Consider the following 19,397-nt stretch of genomic DNA (forward strand, 5'->3'; position numbering starts at 1 on the left):
CAGTGATCCCAAACGGTTGCGCTCAGGAGTTCATGTCATAGGCGCGCTCGCCATGGGTCGAGAGATCGAGACCGTTCGTCTCGTGCTCCTGGCTGACGCGGATCGGGAAGACGAGCGCCACGAGCTTGGCGAGGATCCAGCTGCCGACGATCGTGAACACGCCCACCACCGCCAGCGCGCCGAGCTGCGCCACGAAGGATCCGTGGCCGAAGACCGCGATCATGATCGTGCCGAAGATGCCACCCACGCCGTGCACCGCGAAGACGTCGAGACTGTCGTCGACATGCAGTTTCTCGCGGATCAGGATCACGAATTCCTGACAGATGATCCCGGCGGCGAAACCGATCACCAGCGCTTCGATCGGGCCGACCCAGCCAGCGGCGGGGGTGATCGAGGCAAGGCCCGCGATAGTGCCGGTCACGAGGCCCACCATCGAGGCGCGGCCGAACTTGATACGCTCCCACAGCGCCCAGCTGAGCGAGGCGGCGGCGGCCGAAAGATGGGTGACGGTGATCGCCATTCCGGCCACGCCATCCGCGGCCAGCGCCGAGCCGCCGTTGAAGCCGAACCAGCCGACCCAGAGCAGACCTGCGCCCATCGCCACCATGCCGGGGTTGTGCGGCGGCGTGTTGCGCTTCGTGCGCGGCCCGATCATCAGCGCGAGCACGAGCGCCGCCAGACCGGCGGTTTCGTGCACCACGATGCCGCCGGCGAAATCCTTTGTGCCTTCCGCACCCCAGATCCCGCCATCGGCCATGATGCCGCCACCCCAGATCCAATGCGCGACCGGCGCATAGATCAGCAGCATCCAGAGCCCCGTGAAGGTCATCACGAACGCATAGTTGATGCGTTCCACGAAGGCGCCGACGATCAGCGCGGGGGTGATGATCGCGAAGGTCATCTGGAACGAGAAGAAGACGATTTCGGGGATCGTGCCCGACAGCGCATCCGGCCCGATCCCGAGCAGGGCGAACTTGCCCAGGCCTCCCCAATAGCCATTGGCCTCGCCAAAGGCGATGGAATAGCCAAAGAGCAGCCAGAGCACGCTCATCAGCGCCGCGATCGAGAAGCACTGCATGAAGATCGACAGCACGTTGCGCGCCCGAACGAGCCCGCCATAAAACAGTGCCAGCCCCGGCAATGTCATCATCAGCACGAGTGCCGTGGCCACCATGATCCAAGCGGTATCCGCCCCATTCATCCCTCGATTCCTCCTCGATTGTCCGTCTTGGAGGGGGAAGGGACATAGGCGAACTGCTCAATAAAGATTCAATGGCCTACAGAAGTGATTAAATGCGCGGCAATTTGCGTAATGGGTAAAAAATAGGCGCAAAACCATATCTGCGACTAGAAAATAGTCGTAAATGAATCACGACAGTGCGGCAGAGAGGAGCAGTCTCAGCGCGTGCTCACGCGCCGCTTTGCGCACATTTTCGCGCCCCGCAGCGCCGAACTCGACGGTCTCGGTCAAGGTCTCGCGCCCCTCGCAGGCCAGCCCGAAACAGACCCGGCCCTCGGGTTTGAACTCCGATCCTCCGGGCCCCGCGATGCCGGTGATCGCGACGGCGAGTTGCACGGGTGCGTGGGCGCGCGCGCCCTCGGCCATCTCGCGCGCCACCTCTTCCGAGACCGCGCCATGCGCGTCGAGCGTCTGGGCGCGCACACCCAGCATCTCGCGCTTGGCCGCGTTGGTGTAGGTGACGAAGCCGCGCTCGACGACCGCCGAAGAGCCCGCGATGTCCGTCAGCGCGGCGGAGACCATGCCGCCGGTGCAGCTCTCGGCCGTCGCCAGCATCCATCCGCGCGCCTTGCAGGCCTCCAGAACCTCCGCGGCCAGGCTCATCACATCATCCCCAGGAAGACGACGTGATACAGCGCAGCGAGGAGGATGGTCACGACACCCGCGAAAACACCGGCCCAGAGATCATCCAGCATCACGCCGGTCGCGTCGTGGCGACGGTCCGCGCGGCCCACGAGCCAGGGTTTCCAGATATCGAACAGGCGGAAACAGACAAAGGCTGCGACCGCGCCGGGCCAGACCATGTGCAGCTCGACGCCCGTCGAGAGCCCGCGCGACCAGAATCCAAACGCGGGGAAGAGCAGGGCGACCCATTGCCCCGCGACCTCGTCGATGACGATCTCGGAGGGGTCGTCGGTGCTGTCGCCGAGCTGCGCGCGCACCGACCAGAAACCAAGTGCGGTGACCGCGATCGTCGCGATGACGAGCGGGATGAAGCCCAGCCAATGTTCGATGGCCCAGCCGACCAGAACGGCGACCAGAGAGCCCCAGGTGCCGGGGGCGGGCTTGAGCAGGCCGACATATCCGACCGTGTTGATGGCGCGCAGCATGGGCTTACTCCTTGATCAGCGTGGCGGTGGCGATGGCGGCGATGCCTTCCTCGCGGCCCGTAAAGCCCAGACGTTCCGACGTGGTCGCCTTGACCGAGATCCGGCCCGGTTCCATTCCCATGATGCGGGCAAGCGCTGAGGCCATTTCGAGCGCATGGGGGCCGATCTTCGGGCGCTCGCAGATCAGCGTGACATCGACATTGCCGATCCGGAAGCCGCGCGTCTCGGCCAGTTTCACCGCGTGATCGAGGAAGATTTCCGACGCGGCGCCCTTCCATTGCGGGTCCGAGGGCGGGAAATGCCGCCCGATATCGCCCTCGGCCAGCGCGCCATAGATCGCATCGGTCAGCGCATGCATCCCCACATCGGCGTCGGAATGGCCCCTGAGCGTGGCGCTATGGGGCACCTTGACCCCGCAGAGGATCACATGATCGCCCGGCTCGAACGCGTGCACGTCATAGCCATGCCCCAAACGGATATCCATCTTGCCTCCAAGTTGTCTCTCGGCCCGGGCGAAATCCTCCGGGTAGGTGATCTTGAAATTGTCTTCCGAGCCGCGCGTTATCGCAACCGAAAGGCCCGCGGCACGTGCGACCTCAACGTCATCGGCGGCCCCGCCCGGGTGAGCGCGATGGGCGCTCAGGATCGCGTCGAAATCGAAGCCTTGCGGGGTTTGCGCGCGCCAAAGCCCGCTGCGGTCCTGCGTGCCGGTGACCTGACCCTCGGCCCCGGTCCAGAGCGCGTCCGATACGGGTAGGGCGGGCGCTGCGGCAGGGGCTGTTTCCAACGCCTTCAGGACACCGTCGATCACCTCGGGGCTAACGAAAGGCCGCGCGCCGTCATGGATCAGCACCTTGCTCACGCCCGAGCCTTCAAGCATTTCCAGCGCGTTGCGCACCGAGGCGTCACGGCTTCCCCCCCCGGCGCAGAGCGTCACCGTGCCGCCGAAAAGCGCCACGCCGCGCGCCATGTCTTCGGGATGCAGGACAACGACGATGCGCTCCATGCTCGCGAAAGCCGCGACCGTATGGGCGAGCACCGGCTTGCCGGCGAGCATCTGCCATTGCTTCGGCTGCGCCCCTCCGGCGCGGGTGCCGCGCCCGGCGGCAACGATGATCACGGCGACAGTCATGAGCACTCCCTTTGCGCCAAAGGCTTAGGCCAAGGGGCAGGGCGGTGCAATCATCTGAAATGCATCGCGCGTGGCCCGCGATGCGACATTGTGACTACTGCCTTTGATTAAAAAATACGCAAATGCTGATTTTTCCCGCCACATAGGGCTGGACCCAATTGTGATTCTCCGGTCAAACGCCTAGATCATGTTTCAAAGAGTGACAGGAACGCACGTGCCTCAGGTTTTGGCCCTCGACGACATTCAGATTTCGCCGCCGGTTCTTCTGGCGCCGATGGCCGGGATCACCGACCTTCCGTTCCGCCGGATGGTCGCGCGCTTCGGCGCGGGCCTTGTCGTGTCCGAAATGGTGGCCTCAGGCGAGATGCTCACGAAAAAGCCCTCGGTGCGCGCCAAGGCGCGGGTCGAGATGGGGCTGGAGCTGCCGACCTCGGTACAGCTCGCGGGCCGCGAGGCGCAGCCGATGGCCGAGGCCGCGAAGATGGTGGCCGACATGGGCGCGCGGATCATCGACATCAACATGGGCTGCCCGGCCAAGAAGGTGACGGGCGGGGCCTCGGGCTCGGCGCTGATGCGCGACCCCGATCATGCGCTGCGCCTGATCGAGGCGACGGTGAATGCGGTCGATCTGCCGGTGACGCTGAAGATGCGCCTTGGCTGGTGTGATGACAGCCGCAACGCGCCCGAGATCGCGCGCCGCGCGGAAGCGGCGGGGATCCGGATGATCGTGGTGCACGGGCGCACGCGGATGCAGTTCTACAAAGGCGAGGCCGACTGGGCTGCGATCGCCGAGACCCGCGATGCGGTGAAGATCCCGGTCGTGGCCAATGGCGATATCGTGGATGCGGCTTCGGCGCGGGTGGCGCTGGCGCAATCGGGCGCGGCTGGCGCTATGGTCGGTCGCGGTGCCCAGGGTGCGCCCTGGCGGCTGGCAGAGATCAGCCATGCGCTGTTTGGTGCCCCGGCGCCGACGGTGCCGCACGGACGCGCGCTTTCCGAATTTATTTCAGAGCATTACGAGGCGATCTTGAGCTTTTACGGCCGCGATCTGGGGCTGCGTCTCGCACGCAAGCACCTCGGTTGGTATGCCGATGAGGCCGGCGCGCCTCTGCGCGCCGAAATGATGGTCTCGGAAACCCCCGAGGCCACGCTCTCCCTGATCGAACGCGCCTTTGGCGAAAGGATGGCGGCATGAACCTTCCCGCGCCCGGCATCATTTGGAATTCCCTGCCGACCCCGGCGTTGTTGATCGACGGCGAGGACAAGGTCGACGAGGTGAACCCGGCCGCCGAGCTGTTCCTCAACCTCTCGGCCAAGTCGCTGAGGGGGCAGACCATCGGTGAACGGCTGGCGATCTCCGCCCCGCTGGAGGAGATCTTCTCACGCGTGCGCAAGAACCGTGCGTCGCTCTTCGTCAATGATGTCGAGGTTACGACCGGCGAGAAAGCCCCGGTGCAATGCAACCTGCAAGCCGCACCGGTGGGCGAAGAGCCCGACCGTGTGCTCCTGCTGATCGAGCCGCGCGAACTGGCGGACCGGCTGGGCCGCGCGAGCTTGGTGAAATCGGCTGCACGCTCGGCGATCGGCATGGCCGAGATGCTTGCCCACGAGATCAAGAATCCGCTTGCCGGGATTGCCGGGGCGGCCCAGCTCCTGAGCATGAACTTGTCTGGAGAAGATCTTGAATTAACGGATCTTATTGTCGATGAGACACGCCGGATCGTGAAGCTTCTCGAACAGGTGGAACAGTTCGGCAATGTCCGCGCACCCGAGAAGAAGCCGGTCAATATCCATGACGTTCTGGACCGCGCGCGCAAATCGGCCGGTGTGGGTTTCGGCGCCCATATGACGATCACCGAAGAATACGATCCTTCGCTGCCGCCGACGCTGGGCGATGCAGATCAGCTTACGCAGGTTTTCCTGAACTTGCTGAAGAATGCGGCGGAAGCGTCAGAAGGTGCAGGGAAAATCAAGATCCGCACCTTCTACGAGCACAGCCTGCGCCTGCGTCGCGCCGATGGCTCGGGCCAGCCGCTGCCGCTTCAGGTCGAGATCATCGACGACGGTCCCGGCATCCCGCCTGAAATCGCCAACGAGATCTTCGAGCCGTTCGTCTCGGGCCGTGAGAATGGCACCGGGCTCGGTCTTGCGTTGGTCTCGAAGATCATTTCCGATCATGACGGCTGGGTCTCGCTCGACTCGGTGCCCGGCCGTACCCGTTTCCGTATTTCCCTGCCAGTTGCGCCCAAGGAGGCTTGATCCATGGACGGCACCGTTCTTGTCGCCGATGACGATCGCACGATCCGAACCGTTCTGACCCAGGCCCTGACCCGAGCCGGGTGCAAGGTCCATGCCACGGCCTCTCTGGTCACGCTTATGCGCTGGGTCGAGGAGGGCAAGGGTGACCTCGTGATCTCGGATGTGATCATGCCCGATGGTAACGGTCTCGAGGCGCTGCCGAAGATTTCGGAAGAGCGACCCGGCCTGCCGGTGATCGTGATCTCGGCGCAAAACACGATCATGACGGCGATCCAGGCGGCCGAGGCTGATGCTTTCGACTACCTGCCCAAGCCCTTCGATCTGCCCGACCTGATGAAGCGCGCACAAAAGGCGCTTGAGCAGAAACGCCGCGCGCCGATGCCGACGAAACCGGGCGAGCCGGTGACCGAGGGCGGCGATCTGCCGCTCGTCGGGCGCACCGCGGCGATGCAAGAGCTTTACCGACTCGTCGCGCGGGTGATGAACGCCGATCTTCCGGTTCTCATCTCGGGCGAGAGCGGGACCGGTAAATCCCTGATCGCGCGCGCAATTCACGACTTCTCCGACCGGCGCACGCTGCCTTTCGTGGTGGCTCAGGCCGGTGACCTGCAAGGCGCGGACGGTCCGGCCATGCTGCTATCGAAAGCCAAGGGCGGCTCGCTCGTCTTCGACGAGGTGGGCGATTACGACGATGATACGCAGGCTCGGATCGTGCGCATGCTCGACGCGCTGCCCGACCCCGCGCCGCGGATCATGGCGACGACGCAGATCGACCTCGCGGGGCTGATGGAGGCGGGCAAATTCCGTCAGGATCTGTTCTATCGTCTCGGTGGCGTCACGCTGAACGTCCCGAGCTTGCGTGAACGGGTCGAGGATATCCCGCTTCTGGCCGAGCATTTCCTGGGCCGTGCCGAGCGTGACGGGTTGGGCACGCGCCGTTTCACTCCCGAGGCGATGCAACTCGTGCGCGCCTATAGCTGGCCGGGCAATGTCCGCCAGCTCGAGAACACGATCCGCCGGCTTGCCGTGACTTCGTCTGAGGAAGAAATCGCGCGATCCGAGGTGGAGTTCGTCCTTGGCAACCAGCCCGCGATCGAGCCGCTGCGCCAGGGCGGCGAGGGCGAGAAACTCTCGGCCTCGATCGCGCGCCACCTCCGGCGCTATTTCGATCTTCACGGCGGTTCGCTCCCGCCTGCGGGGCTTTACGATCGTATTCTCAAGGAGATGGAGGGCCCGCTGATCGAGATCGCTCTCGATGCAACCGGCGGCAATCAGGCAAGATGTGCCGATCTTCTTGGCATCAACCGCAATACGTTGCGGAAAAAGATCACCGATCTGGATATTCAGGTGACACGCCGCCGCAAACTGATGTAAACCGGCAACAGGGGATTGTGGCTTTTCCGCTGTCACGGATTCGCGAGCCCACTCCTGAAATTTGGGGGCATCGGTGCAGGGCAGCACGGCATATCGGTCAGGCTGGGACAGGCTGGCGCGCTTTCGGCGTCAGCGGCGCGTTCGCAACATTTTCACGCTGAGCCTCGTGGTCCTCGGGCCCGTTCTGGCGATCGGTACTTTCGTCGTTCTGGGGCCGATGGGGCAGGGTGCGGACAGCACTTCGCTGCGCCTGATCCTGCTTGGTGACTTCGTCTATTTCCTCGTGCTTGCCGGGCTGATCCTGATGCGGCTTGCGCAGATGGTGGCCGCGCGCAGGGCGCGTTCTGCCGGATCGCGGCTCACATTGCGCCTGACCGGGGTCTTCGCCGGGATCGCGCTGGTGCCGACGGTGTTGGTGGCGGTTTTCGCCGGGCTGACAGTGAATATCGGTCTGGAGGGATGGTTCTCCGATCGGGTGCGTTCGGTGGTGGGGACATCGCTGCAAGCCGCCGAAGCCTATCAGGCCGAACACAAGCGCGATCTGGTGCAGGATAGCCGGGCGCTGGCGGGCTTTCTCAATCTGCGCCGTCAGGCCTCGACGTTCATGTCCGATGGCGAGCTGCGCGAACTGCTGATCGCCGGACAGGCGGGCATCCAGCGCGGCGTGAAGGAAGCCTATGTCATTGACGGAACAGGCAAGATCATTGCGCGGGGGGACCGGTCCTATCTCTTCGATTACGAGCAGCCCTCGTCCCGGGATATCGTCGAGGCGCAAAAGGGTGAGACCGTCCTGATCGAGGACTGGCCGATCTCCGAACTGCGCGCGCTGATCCGTCTCGACGCTTTCGTGGATCGCTACCTCTATATTTCCCGGAAAGTCGATGGGCAGATCCTGTCCCTGCTGGATCAGACACGCGAAACCGTAACGCTTTACCAGCAGCTCGAGACCGCGCGCGGGCGGGTGATCTTCGAGTTCGGCCTCGTCTATTTCGGCTTCGCGCTGATCCTGATCCTTGCCGCGGTCTGGCTGGGGCTCTGGTTTGCCGAACGCCTGTCGAAGCCGATCGGGCGCCTTGCCGCTGCCGCCGAACGTGTCGGTGCGGGAGATCTCGATGCCCGGGTGATCGAGGCCGAGGGCGATGACGAAATCGCGACGCTCGGCGCGGCGTTCAACCGGATGACGAGCCAGCTCAAGGGGCAGCGCATGGCGCTGGTCGAGAACCACCGCGAGACGGAGGAGCGGCGCCGCCTTTTCGATTCCGTGCTGTCCTCGGTGACCTCGGGCGTGATCGGTCTTGACGCCGACGGGCGCATCGACTTCGTGAACCGCGCCGCGACGCAACTGCTCGAGCTCGACAGCATCCGCGATCATTCGCGCGAACTGGCCAATGCCGTTCCCGAGTTCGACAATCTTTTCCGACGCTTGCAGGACGGTCTTAATGAGGTGGCTCAGGAAGAGGTGCGCGTCTCTCGCGGTGGCCGGCTGGAAAGCCTGCTCGTGCGCATGGCGGTGCGACGCAACGATCTGGGCGCGCCCGAAGGCTATGTCGTCGCTTTCGAAGACGTGACAGAACTCGTCTCGGCGCAGCGCATGGCCGCCTGGGGCGACGTTGCGCGACGCATCGCGCATGAGATCAAGAACCCTCTCACCCCGATCCAGCTGTCGGCCGAGCGTATCAAGCGCAAATTCGGCAAGATCACGGAAGGCGAGGATGCCGAGGCGCTGGAACAGCTGACCGGTGTCATCGTGCGCCAGACCAACGATCTGCGCCGTATCGTGGACGAGTTTTCGCGCTTCGCGCGGATGCCCGAACCCAACCGCGCCGATCACGATCTCGCGCAATTGGTGCGCGACGCGGTGACCTTGCAGCAAGATGCGCTGCATGGGGCGGAGCTGATTTCGGACGTTCCGACCGAGCCGGTGATCGTCGAACTGGATGCGACGATGATTTCTCAGGCGGTGACGAACTTGATCAAGAACGCCGGGGAAGCGATTGAATCCTATATTGAAAAGGGCCCCGAGGACGGATTTTCCCCGCAGGTGCGACTCGCGATGGAGGTGACACCCGAACAGGTCACGATCCGCATCGCCGATAACGGGATCGGCCTGCCGCTCGACCGCGCGCGGCTCTTCGAGCCTTACGTGACGACGCGTGAGAAAGGGACCGGTCTGGGGCTTCCCATCGTTAAGAAGATCATCGAGGAACATGGCGGGACATTGTCCCTCAGCGACGCGCCCGCCTTCACAGAGGGTGCCCATCGCGGGGCGCTCGCCGAAATCAGGCTACCGCGCGCGCGCGCCGCGCTGCGGGCCATCAAGGAGAGGGGCGAGGCCCCCGGGGAAGTGACATGAGCGACATTCTGATCGTCGACGACGAGAAAGACATCCGCGAGCTGATCGCCGACATCCTGCGCGACGAGGGGTTCCAGACGCGGCTCGCGGCGAATTCCAACGAATGCATGGATGAAATCAACGCGCAGGAACCGGCATTGATGATCCTCGATATCTGGCTGAAGGACAGCAAGATGGACGGGATCGACATCCTCAAGACGGTCAAGCGCGACAACCCCGACGTGCCCGTGATCATCATCTCGGGCCACGGCAATATCGAGATCGCCGTCGCGGCGATCAAGCAGGGCGCCTACGACTTCATCGAAAAGCCCTTCAACATCGATCAGCTGATGGTGGTGATCAGCCGCGCGATGGAGACCGCCCGTCTGCGTCGCGAAAACTCGACCCTCAAGCGCCGCGACATGTCCTCGGGCGAGATGATCGGCGACTCGGCGGCTTTCCGGCGTCTCAAGGATCAGCTCGACAAGGTCACCAAATCGAACGGCCGGGTGATGCTGACGGGCGAGCCCGGCTCGGGCAAGGAGATGGCCGCGCGCTATATCCACCAGTTCTCGACCCGCGCCGCTGGTCCTTTCGTCACCGTCGCCTCCGCCTCGATCGAGCCCGACCGGATGGAAGAGGTTCTCTTCGGGCGCGAAACGCCCGAGCGCGGCGTGGAAAAAGGTCTGCTGGAACAGGCCCATGGCGGCGTGATCTATTTCGACGAGGTGGCCGAGATGCCGCTCGGCACGCAATCCAAGATCCTGCGCGTGCTGACCGAACAGCAATTCCTCCGCGTGGGCGGCGCCGACAAGGTGCGCGTCGATCTGCGCGTGATCTCCTCCACGACCCGCGACCTGACCGCGATGATCCGTGAAGGCGGCTTCCGCCAGGAACTCTTCGACCGTCTCAATGTCGTGCCGATCGAAGTGCCGCCGCTGGCCGAGCGCCGCGAGGACGTTCCGCTTCTGGCCGAACATTTCCTGCGCGGCTTCAACGAGACGCAGGGCCTGCCGCTGCGCGAGATCACCGAAGAGGCGGCGGCGCTGATGCAGACGATGGATTGGCCCGGCAATGTGCGCCAGCTGCGCAACGTGATCGAGCGGGTTCTGATCCTCGGCGAAGGCTCCGGTCCGATCGAGGCGCGCGAGCTGCCCGGGCAGGAAACGCCCGCCGAAGAGGGCCGCATCGTGCTGGGCGGGGCGCTTGCGACGCTGCCCTTGCGCGAGGCGCGCGAACTCTTCGAGCGCGAATACCTGCTCACCCAGATCAACCGCTTCGGGGGCAATATCTCGCGCACCGCGAATTTCGTCGGCATGGAGCGCTCGGCGCTGCATCGCAAGCTGAAATCCCTCGGCGTCGTCACCACGAACAAGGCGGGTGCGCGCGTCGCGCAATTCGAGGGCGACGAGGAGCAATAAGAAAACGCGCGAGGGATTTACCCCTCGCGCGTTTCTTCTTCCTCTTGGCGGAAATATCCCGGGGGGTCAGGGGGGCAGCGCCCCCCTTTCTTATTTCTCAGGCAAGAGCCCGCGCGGGCTGAAACGCAGCACGCCCAGCAAGATCACCCCCATCACCAGCATCCGCATATGCGGGGCCGACTGGATCAGGTGCTCCTTGACGCCGCCATCGGGGAAGGGCGAAGCGAGAGCCGCCATGATGTCGGGCCCCCAGTCTCCGGCCTTGACCCAGACATACCAGATCAGCACGCCTCCGAGGATCGAGCCCCAGTTATTGCCCGAGCCGCCCACGATCACCATCACGAGGATCAGGAAGGTGTAGCGCAGCGGGTTGTAGGAGGTCGGCGTCATCTGCCCGTCGAGCGAGATCATCATCGCGCCCGCAAGCCCGATCACCGCCGAGCCCAGCACGAAGATCTGCAAATGGCGGCGGGTGACGTTCTTGCCCATCGCGGCGGCCGAGATCTCGTTGTCGCGGATCGCGCGCATCATCCGGCCCCAGGGTGATTTCAGCGCCTTCTGCGTCAGCCAGATCAGTGCGCAAAGCACGACCACGAAGAGCAAGAGGAAAGCCAACTTCACCGTGATCGTCGAAGCGAGCTGCGGATCCATGCCCCAGCTCTGCGCCTTGGCGACGAATTCCGCGCTGTTTTGCAGGTCGATCTCGTAGGGAACCGGCCAGGGGCGCGGGATGCCGTTGACGTTGAGCACGCCGCGGTCAAGCCATTGCTCGTTCTTGAGCACCGCCACGAGGATCTCGGCAATCCCGAGCGTCGCGATGGCGAGATAGTCCGAGCGCAGACCCAAGGCCGTCTTGCCCACGAGCCAGGCCGCCCCAGCGGCCAGGATTGCGCCCACGGGCCAGGAGATCAGCGTCGGCAGGCCGAGCCCGCCGAGGTTGCCCTGCGCCGAGGGGTTGATCGCCTCGATCGCTTCGACCGCCGGGTCGAAGGCCCAGCGATAAGCGAAGAATCCCGCGATCAGCACGGCCGTCACCGCGAGCCCGCGCAAGCGGCCCGTTACGTTGCGCCAGATCCAGATCGCCGCCAGCACCGCGACGATGGCGATGAAGAAGGCAAGCATGATGCCAAAGCCCCCCGCCTTGAACGCACCGGGCGTCGGCGGCATCGAGATCAGCACGGGCGCGAGACCGCCAAGCGCGAGGAACCCCATCGCGCCCGCGTTGAACAGCCCCGCATAGCCCCATTGCATGTTCACCCCTAGCGCCATGACCGCGCTCAGAAGGCCCATGTTCAGAATGCCGAGCGCCGAGTTCCAGCCCGAGGTGAAGCCCTCGAACAGGATCAGCACGGCCATGATGGCGAAGAAGAGCGGCGCGCGCATCGCGCTCGATTCACCGGGTTGTCGTGTGGTGCTCATACGATTTTCCCCTTGAAGAGGCCGGTCGGCTTGAAGATCAGCACGAGGATCAGGATCGTGAAGCTGACCGCATATTTGTAATCGGTGGACAGAAGCTGGACGAGCCCGTCGGGCTGCCAGTTCGGGATCAGGTAGGTCACGACCTTCTTCCACGCATAGGTGAGCCCGACCTCCGAGAAGGAGATCACGAAGCCACCCGCGATCGCACCCACCGGATTGCCGATGCCGCCGACGATGGCCGAGGCGAAGATCGGCAGCAGGAGCTGGAAATAGGTGAAGGCCTTGAAGCTCTTGTCGAGCCCGTAAAGCGTGCCCGCAATGGTCGCCAGCGCCCCGGTGATGATCCAGGTGACGGCCACGACGCGGTTCGGGTCGATACCCGAGAGAAGCGCCAGGTCCTCGTTGTCGGAAAACGCGCGCATCGATTTGCCGGTGCGGGTCTTGCCGAGGAACCAGAACAGTGCGGCGACGGTGATGATCGCGGTGACCACGGTGATCACCTGCGTCGAGCGCAGCGTGAGAGGCTCGGAAAGCCCGGTCATCTCGCGCCATTGCCGCGCGTTGATGACGAAACGCGCGCCATCGTCGAAATTGATCTGGTCGACGCCGATCAGGAAGCGGGTGAGCGCGTTCATCACGAACATCACGCCCACCGAGACCATGACCATGACCACCGGAGCGGCCCGGACCTTGCGGTAATACTGATAGACGACCTTGTCGGTCCCGAGCATCAGCGCCGCGGTGATCGCGATGCCGAAGGGCAGGGCGAGCAGCGCCGTCGGCAGCGGCCCGAGGCTGATCCCCATCGCCTGAAAGCCCCAGGTGATCAGGATCACGATGCCCGTGCCGAAAGCCATCGTGTCGCCATGGGCGAAGTTGGAAAAGCGCAGGATCGAATAGATCAGCGTGACCCCGAGCGCGCCAAGCGCAAGCTGCGCGCCATAGGCGGTGGCGGGAATGATGACGTAATTGGTGATCGCGACAAGCGCGTTGATGAGATCCATCACTTTGCCTCCTCGCAGGAGCCGAGATAGCTGATCACCATCGGCCCCTCGGTCATCTGGACGGTGTAGCGCGCCGCGCCGTCTGGGCCGCGCGTGATCAGGTGGGTGGCAGAGGCGTCAAAGCCCAGGAACCGGGCGGGTTCGGCCAGCCAGCTCCCGGAGCCCTGCGGGTAGAACGACATCCAGACCGACCCGGCATCGCTTGTGAGCTTGGTGTTCGGCGTGAATGCCGATTTTTGCGGGATCACCTGCAGCTCGGCGTCATAGGCGGTGCCCTGGCAGGGCTCGGCCTCGTAACATTCGGTGGTGAAATGGCACGCCAGAGTCGCGGGCGCCACCTGCGTCGGGTCGAGCTCGAGCGCGTCGGGCATCTCGGCCATGGCCGGAGAGGCGATGAGGATCAGGGCAAACCAAGGTTTCATCTCAGCCCCCCAGAAAGGTACGGCGGACTTCCGGGTCGGCCAGCAGGGCCTCGCCAGTGTCGGTGTATTTGTTGGCGCCTTGCACGAGGACATAGCCTTTATCCGCGATTTCAAGCGCTTGGCGGGCGTTCTGTTCGACCATCAGGATCGAGATGCCGGTGCGGGCGACCTCGATGATGCGGTCGAACAGCTCGTCCATCACGATCGGCGAGACGCCCGCGGTGGGCTCGTCGAGCATCAGGAGCTTCGGCTGGGTCATCAGCGCGCGGCCCACGGCCACCTGTTGACGCTGACCGCCCGAGAGCTCGCCCGCGTTCTGGCGGCGCTTTTCCTTCAGGATCGGGAACAGCTCATAGACCTGCTCCATTGTGCCGGTGAAATCGTCATTGCGGATGAAAGCGCCCATCTCGAGGTTTTCTTCGACGCTCATGGTCGGGAAGACGTTGTTGACCTGCGGCACGAAGCCCATGCCCTTCTTCACCCGGTCCTGGGGCGAAAGCGCGGTGATATCCTCGCCATCAAGCGTCACCGACCCGCCGCGCAGGGCGAGCATCCCGAAGACCGCCTTCATCGCGGTGGATTTGCCCGCGCCGTTGGGGCCCACGATCACGGCGATCTCGCCCTTCTCGACGGTCAGCGTGCAGGAATGCAGGATGTCGGCCTTGCCGTAGCCGCCGGTCATCTCCGAGGCGTTCAGATAGCTCATTTCGCGCCTCCCTTGCCGGCTTCGTCGCCCAGACCGGGCTGCGCGCCGTGGTCTTCATGGGCGGCGGCCTCGGCGGTTTCCTCGGCCTTGACCTTGTTCTTGAGGCCGGTGCCCAGATAGGCCTCGATGACGGCCTCGTTTTCCATGATGTGATCGGCGGACCCTTCGGCGAGCACCTTGCCCTCGGCCATCACGATGACCGGATCGCAGAGGCGGCCGATGAAATCCATGTCATGCTCGATCACGCAGAAGGTGTAGCCGCGTTCCTTGTTGAGGCGCACGATCGCATCGCCGATCGTGTTCAGCAGCGTCCGGTTCACGCCCGCGCCGACCTCGTCGAGGAACACGATCTTGGCCTCGACCATCATCGTGCGACCAAGCTCCAACAGCTTTTTCTGACCGCCCGAGAGATTTCCCGCCTTCTCGTCCTTGAGATGCGAGATCGTCAGGAAATCAAGCACTTCATCGGCTTTCTTAAGAAGCGCCGCTTCTTCGTCGCGGATCCGTCCACGACCGAACCAGGTGTTCCAGAGCGTCTCGCCCGCCTGGCCCGAGGGCACCATCATCAGGTTCTCGCGCACGCTGAGCGAGGGAAATTCATGCGCGATCTGGAAGGTGCGCAGAAGCCCCTTGTGAAAGAGCTCGTGGGGCGCGAGCCCGGTGATGTCCTCGCCATCCATCGTGACGCGGCCCGAAGTGGGGGCGTGCACGCCGGCGATGACGTTGAAGAGGGTGGATTTGCCGGCGCCATTCGGCCCGATCAGACCGGTAATCGAACCGGTCGCGATTTCGAGACTCGCGCCATCGACGGCGCGGAAACCGCCGAAGGATTTTACTAGTTTTTCAACCCGGATCATGGGGTCCCCTGACTTCATGCTTTGCGCGAGCAATGCGCCGCAAGGTCTTGTTTTAATTGGAAACAGCCCGGATCTCTCCGGGCTGCTTCGCGTCTGTTTTCAGTTCAACGGTACTGGACCGTCTCCATCTTGCCGTCCTTGAACTCGATCTCGCGGAAGGTGCCGGCGGCTTCGCCATTGCCGATCAGGTGAACGGCGGTCGCGCCTTCATAATTGATCGGTTTGCCTTCCTTGATCAGTTCGAGAGCCTTGGCGAGTTCGCCCGGATAGATCTTCTCGCCATCGCCATTGGCGATGTCCATGATCTTGTCCTTGTAGACCTTCGGATCGGTCGAGTTCGCGGCTTCCATCGCGAGCAGCATCAGCGCCGCGGCATCATAGGCTTCGCCCGAGTAGACGGAGCTGCCGTCGAAGCCGGCGGCTTCGGCCAGCGCGAGGAACTTGTCATGGCCTTCGCCTTCCGAGGCGGGCATCTGACCGAAGGAGCCGTTCACTTCCGAGCCGAAATTGTCCTGCAGGGTCTGGCTGACCATGCCGTCGGGGAACACGAACGTCTCGAAGGCGCCGGTGTCGAGCGCGCCGCGCAGGATGCCCGAGCCGCCCTGGTCGATATAGCCCGCGATCACGAGCGCTTCGCCACCGGCCGAGGCCAGCGAGGCCACTTCGGCCGAATAATCGCCCTTGCCGTCTTCGTGCGCGGCCGAGATCGTCACGGAACCGCCCTTGGCCTTGTAGGCCTTCTCGAAGCTGTCCGCGAGACCCTTGCCATAGTCGTTGTTGGTATAGGTCAGAGCGACGGACTTGATGCCTTTTTCGAGGATCTCGTCGGCCATGACTTCGCCCTGACGCGCATCCGACGGCGCGGTGCGGAAGAACAGGCCGTCATCGGGCAGGGTCGAGAGCGCCGGCGAGGTGGCCGAGGGCGAGATCATCACCATGCCGTTCGGCATCGCGACGTTTTGCAGAACGGCAGTGGTCGCACCCGAGCACATCGCGCCCATGATGCCCGACACCTTGTCGGAGGTGACCAGCGTTTCGGCCGCCGCGGTCGCGGCTGCCGCGTCGACGCAGGTCGAGTCGCCGCGCACCGGGGTCACGGTGTCGCCGCCCAGCAGCTTGCCGGAATCCGAGACTTCCTTCATCGCCAGCTCGGCGCCCTGTGCCATCGGCGGGGACAGGGATTCGAGCGGGCCGGTGAAGCCCAGCAGGACGCCCATCTTCACATCCGCGGCGTAAGCGCCGGTCGCGGCAAAGGCGATCGCGCCCGAGGCCAGAAGAATTCGTTTCATTTATTCACTCCCGTGTTGGAACTCGCGTTCTGGCGCGAGGTTAGTGTGCGGTTATGCAAATGTGAAGAACCGCTGGCGCGGCGATCACGCGAAAAACCGACCTGAAGGTCAAGATCGGGCGAAATCGACGTAACGGCAATGTGGGGGTGCGTGCAAATTCGTGAAAAAATTCGCTCCGTTTCGCGCAACTTTCAATCGTCGGCGAAATCGGCTTCGGGGCCTTCGGTTGCATCCATGTTGTCACGCTCGCCCATAGCGGAAGTGCCGCGCTCGCGGTAGGGAGTCGTCTGGTAATGTGCGCGGTAGCATTTCGAGAAATGCGACGGGCTCGCAAAGCCGCAAGCCATCGCGACATTGATCACGCTCATCTCGGTCTGCATCAGCAGGTTGCGCGCCTTTTGCAGCCGCAATTCCATGTAATAGCGCTTAGGGCTGCGGTTGAGGTAGCGGCGAAACAGCCGTTCCAGCTGGCGCGCGGACATGCCGACCTCGGTGGCGAGCTGCGCGGGGCTGATCGGATCCTCGATATTGGTTTCCATCCGCCCGATCACCTGGGCGAGCTTGGGATGCCGCACACCGATGCGGGTCGGGATCGAGAGCCGCTGGGTGTCGCGATCGGTGCGGATGGTCGAATGGATGAGCTGGTCGGCGACGGTATTGGCAAGCTCTTCACCGTGATCGCGCGCGATCAATCGCAGCATCAGGTCGATCGAGGCCGTGCCGCCCGCGGTCGTCACGCGGTTGCCGTCGATCACGAAAACGCCCTTGGTCAGTTCGACATCGGGGAAGTCCTCGGTGAAGGAATCGGTGTTTTCCCAATGGATCGTGGCGCGCTTGCCATCGAGAAGCCCGGCCTTGGCCAGCGCATAGGAGCCGGTGCATAGCCCGCCCATCACCGAACCGCGCCGTGCCTCGCGGCGCAGCCAGCTGAGAACCGGCTTCGTCACCGCCTCGACCACGTCGATACCGCCGCAGACCAGAACCATCGTGTCGCGTCCGAGCTCTTCCAGACCGATATCGGTGCGAAACACCGTGCCGTTGGAGCAGGCGACATCGGCGCCGTCTTCAGAGGCGAGCTTCCACGAATAGAGCATGCGCCCGGAAACCTGGTTAGCTAGTCGCAGCGGCTCGATTGCGCTGGCGAAGGCCATCATCGTGAACCGATCGAGAAGCAGGAACACGACCGAGCGATGGCGGCTGTCCTCGCCGAGGCGGATCATTCCCTGCGACGGCGCGGGACGACGGGCAGGGCGGGGCGGGGAACGGTCGGACATGGGCGATCTCTTTGGAACCTCTCGGCTTCTTACGCAAAGCTGAAAATCGAGATCTGTGCAAGGGGCGGCTCGTGCGGGGACTTGCTGGGAGCTTTGGCATGTTAGCGTTAAATTCGGGTTTGTTCTCGGGCGTCGGCGAGTCTATAAGCGCGCCCTGATAAGATACCATGCTTTGGAGGATCAGATGGGCAAGGGTTGGAGCAAATCGGACTGGCGCGCGAAACCGCGGGTTCAGATGCCCGACTATCCCGATCAGGCGGCGCTGCACGCGGTAGAGGAAACCCTCTCGCGGATGCCCCCTCTGGTCTTTGCGGGTGAGGCGCGCAAGCTCAAGGCGGAACTGGCCAAGGCCGCCAAGGGCGAGGCCTTCCTGCTTCAGGGCGGCGATTGCGCCGAAGCGTTCGGCGAATTCTCGGCCGACAACATCCGCGACACCTTCAAGGTCATGCTGCAAATGGCGGTCGTGCTCACCTGGGGCGCGAAAGTGCCGGTGATCAAGGTCGGCCGGATGGCGGGCCAGTTCGCCAAGCCGCGCTCGGCGCCCACCGAGGTGATCAACGGCGAGGAACTGCCGAGCTACCGCGGCGATATCATCAACGGCTTCGACTTCACCGAAGCGGCGCGCTTGCCCGATCCGAACCGGATGCTTCAGGCCTATACGCAGGCTGCGGCTTCGCTGAACCTGCTGCGCGCCTTCTCGACCGGCGGTTACGCCGACATTCACCGCGTCCAGAGCTGGATCGCGGGCTTCACCGATGCCGAGGAAGCCGAGAAATACCGCAAGGTGGCCGACCAGATCTCGGATGCGATGGAATTCATGCGCGCCGCCGGCGTGACCTCGGAAACCGCGCATGAGCTGGGATCGGTCGATTTCTACACCTCCCACGAGGCGCTGCTTCTGGAATATGAAGAGGCGCTGTGCCGCATCGATTCAACCACCGGCCTGCCGATCGCGGGAACGGGCCACATGCTCTGGATCGGCGACCGCACCCGTCAGGTCGACGGCGCGCATGTCGAATTCTGCCGCGGTGTGCAAAACCCGATCGGCCTGAAATGCGGCCCCACCACCACCGAGGACGACCTCAAGGCGCTGATGGCCAAGCTGAACCCCGAAAACGAGGCGGGCCGCCTGACGCTCATCGCGCGTTTCGGCGCGGGCAAGGTCGGCGATCACCTGCCGCGCCTGATCCGCACGGTCGAGGCCGAGGGCGCCAATGTCGTCTGGTCCTGCGACCCGATGCACGGCAACACGATCAAATCGGCCAGCGGCTTCAAGACGCGCCCCTTCGACAGCGTGCTGCGCGAGGTGCGCGAGTTCTTCGCGATCCACAAGGCCGAAGGCACGATTCCGGGTGGCGTGCATTTCGAGATGACCGGCAAGGACGTGACCGAATGCACCGGCGGCGTGCGCGCGGTGACCGACGAGGACCTTTCCTCGCGTTACCACACCGCGTGCGACCCGCGCCTGAACGCGAGCCAATCTCTGGAACTGGCGTTTCTCGTGGCCGAGGAACTGCAGGACCGCCGCAAGCTGGCCAAGGCCGCCTCGCAGTAAGCGG

17 protein-coding genes are annotated in these 19,397 nt (G+C 64.0%); 6 read left to right on the forward strand and 11 right to left on the reverse strand.

What is annotated here, in order from left to right; genetic code table 11:
* Positions 1–22: 22 nt before the first annotated feature.
* The 4 genes from BMG00_RS00110 to BMG00_RS00125 all read right to left on the reverse strand — a co-directional run bounded on the left by BMG00_RS00110 (position 23) and on the right by BMG00_RS00125 (position 3,481).
* Positions 23–1,201, reverse strand: a complete 1,179-nt coding sequence (locus tag BMG00_RS00110; RefSeq protein WP_078573016.1) for an ammonium transporter — start codon at positions 1,199–1,201, stop codon at positions 23–25.
* Between the two features lie 168 nt (positions 1,202–1,369).
* The gene (locus BMG00_RS00115) at positions 1,370–1,843 is read right to left on the reverse strand and encodes a CinA family protein (protein ID WP_078573017.1); all 474 of its coding nucleotides are present in this window, start codon (positions 1,841–1,843) and stop codon (positions 1,370–1,372) included.
* On the reverse strand, positions 1,843–2,349 hold the full coding sequence (locus BMG00_RS00120) for a phosphatidylglycerophosphatase A family protein (protein ID WP_078573018.1): 507 nt from the start codon (positions 2,347–2,349) through the stop codon (positions 1,843–1,845). The genes BMG00_RS00115 and BMG00_RS00120 overlap by 1 nt, the downstream gene beginning before the upstream one ends.
* A gap of 4 nt (positions 2,350–2,353) precedes the next feature.
* A complete protein-coding gene (locus BMG00_RS00125; protein WP_078573019.1) occupies positions 2,354–3,481 on the reverse strand; it encodes a bifunctional 2-C-methyl-D-erythritol 4-phosphate cytidylyltransferase/2-C-methyl-D-erythritol 2,4-cyclodiphosphate synthase in 1,128 nt (375 codons plus the stop codon).
* Positions 3,482–3,755: 274 nt separating this feature from the next.
* Between BMG00_RS00125 and dusB the strand changes: the two genes are divergently transcribed.
* The 5 genes from dusB to ntrX all read left to right on the forward strand — a co-directional run bounded on the left by dusB (position 3,756) and on the right by ntrX (position 10,867).
* The gene (gene dusB / locus BMG00_RS00130) at positions 3,756–4,676 is read left to right on the forward strand and encodes a tRNA dihydrouridine synthase DusB (protein ID WP_245794984.1); all 921 of its coding nucleotides are present in this window, start codon (positions 3,756–3,758) and stop codon (positions 4,674–4,676) included.
* Positions 4,673–5,740 (forward strand): two-component system sensor histidine kinase NtrB, encoded by a 1,068-nt coding sequence (locus BMG00_RS00135; RefSeq protein WP_078573021.1) that lies wholly within the window; start codon positions 4,673–4,675, stop codon positions 5,738–5,740. Before dusB ends, BMG00_RS00135 begins: the two co-directional genes overlap by 4 nt.
* A 3-nt stretch (positions 5,741–5,743) precedes the next feature.
* Positions 5,744–7,114 carry a response regulator gene (locus BMG00_RS00140; RefSeq protein WP_078527332.1) on the forward strand — a complete coding sequence of 457 codons (1,371 nt, stop codon included), beginning with the start codon at positions 5,744–5,746 and terminating at the stop codon, positions 7,112–7,114.
* Positions 7,115–7,280: 166 nt separating this feature from the next.
* The gene (locus BMG00_RS00145; protein ID WP_342745825.1) at positions 7,281–9,467 is read left to right on the forward strand and encodes a sensor histidine kinase NtrY-like; all 2,187 of its coding nucleotides are present in this window, start codon (positions 7,281–7,283) and stop codon (positions 9,465–9,467) included.
* Positions 9,464–10,867 (forward strand): nitrogen assimilation response regulator NtrX, encoded by a 1,404-nt coding sequence (gene ntrX / locus BMG00_RS00150; RefSeq protein WP_078573022.1) that lies wholly within the window; start codon positions 9,464–9,466, stop codon positions 10,865–10,867. The genes BMG00_RS00145 and ntrX overlap by 4 nt, the downstream gene beginning before the upstream one ends.
* Before the next feature lie 90 nt (positions 10,868–10,957).
* Here ntrX and BMG00_RS00155 read toward each other — a convergent pair whose 3' ends face one another.
* From BMG00_RS00155 to BMG00_RS00185, 7 genes are all read right to left on the reverse strand, one after another.
* On the reverse strand, positions 10,958–12,286 hold the full coding sequence (locus tag BMG00_RS00155) for a branched-chain amino acid ABC transporter permease (RefSeq protein ID WP_078527338.1): 1,329 nt from the start codon (positions 12,284–12,286) through the stop codon (positions 10,958–10,960).
* Entirely contained in the window at positions 12,283–13,290 is a 1,008-nt protein-coding gene (locus BMG00_RS00160) for a branched-chain amino acid ABC transporter permease (RefSeq protein WP_078573023.1), read from the reverse strand. The genes BMG00_RS00155 and BMG00_RS00160 overlap by 4 nt, the downstream gene beginning before the upstream one ends.
* Positions 13,290–13,712, reverse strand: coding sequence for a hypothetical protein (locus BMG00_RS00165; protein ID WP_078573024.1), 423 nt, complete (start codon positions 13,710–13,712; stop codon positions 13,290–13,292). The genes BMG00_RS00160 and BMG00_RS00165 overlap by 1 nt, the downstream gene beginning before the upstream one ends.
* 1 nt (position 13,713) lies before the next feature.
* A complete protein-coding gene (locus tag BMG00_RS00170; RefSeq protein ID WP_078573025.1) occupies positions 13,714–14,418 on the reverse strand; it encodes an ABC transporter ATP-binding protein in 705 nt (234 codons plus the stop codon).
* Entirely contained in the window at positions 14,415–15,275 is an 861-nt protein-coding gene (locus BMG00_RS00175; protein WP_078573026.1) for an ABC transporter ATP-binding protein, read from the reverse strand. The genes BMG00_RS00170 and BMG00_RS00175 overlap by 4 nt, the downstream gene beginning before the upstream one ends.
* A gap of 104 nt (positions 15,276–15,379) precedes the next feature.
* A complete protein-coding gene (locus BMG00_RS00180; RefSeq protein ID WP_078573027.1) occupies positions 15,380–16,564 on the reverse strand; it encodes an ABC transporter substrate-binding protein in 1,185 nt (394 codons plus the stop codon).
* Positions 16,565–16,755: 191 nt separating this feature from the next.
* Positions 16,756–17,784 (reverse strand): GlxA family transcriptional regulator, encoded by a 1,029-nt coding sequence (locus BMG00_RS00185; protein WP_093469844.1) that lies wholly within the window; start codon positions 17,782–17,784, stop codon positions 16,756–16,758.
* A 238-nt stretch (positions 17,785–18,022) separates the two neighbouring features.
* On the opposite strand from BMG00_RS00185, the gene BMG00_RS00190 reads away from it, so the two are divergent.
* Positions 18,023–19,393, forward strand: coding sequence for a class II 3-deoxy-7-phosphoheptulonate synthase (locus BMG00_RS00190; RefSeq protein ID WP_078528086.1), 1,371 nt, complete (start codon positions 18,023–18,025; stop codon positions 19,391–19,393).
* Positions 19,394–19,397: the final 4 nt, after the last annotated feature.

This window comes from Thioclava marina, from assembly GCF_002020135.1.
In the GTDB taxonomy this organism is placed as follows: domain Bacteria; phylum Pseudomonadota; class Alphaproteobacteria; order Rhodobacterales; family Rhodobacteraceae; genus Thioclava; species Thioclava marina.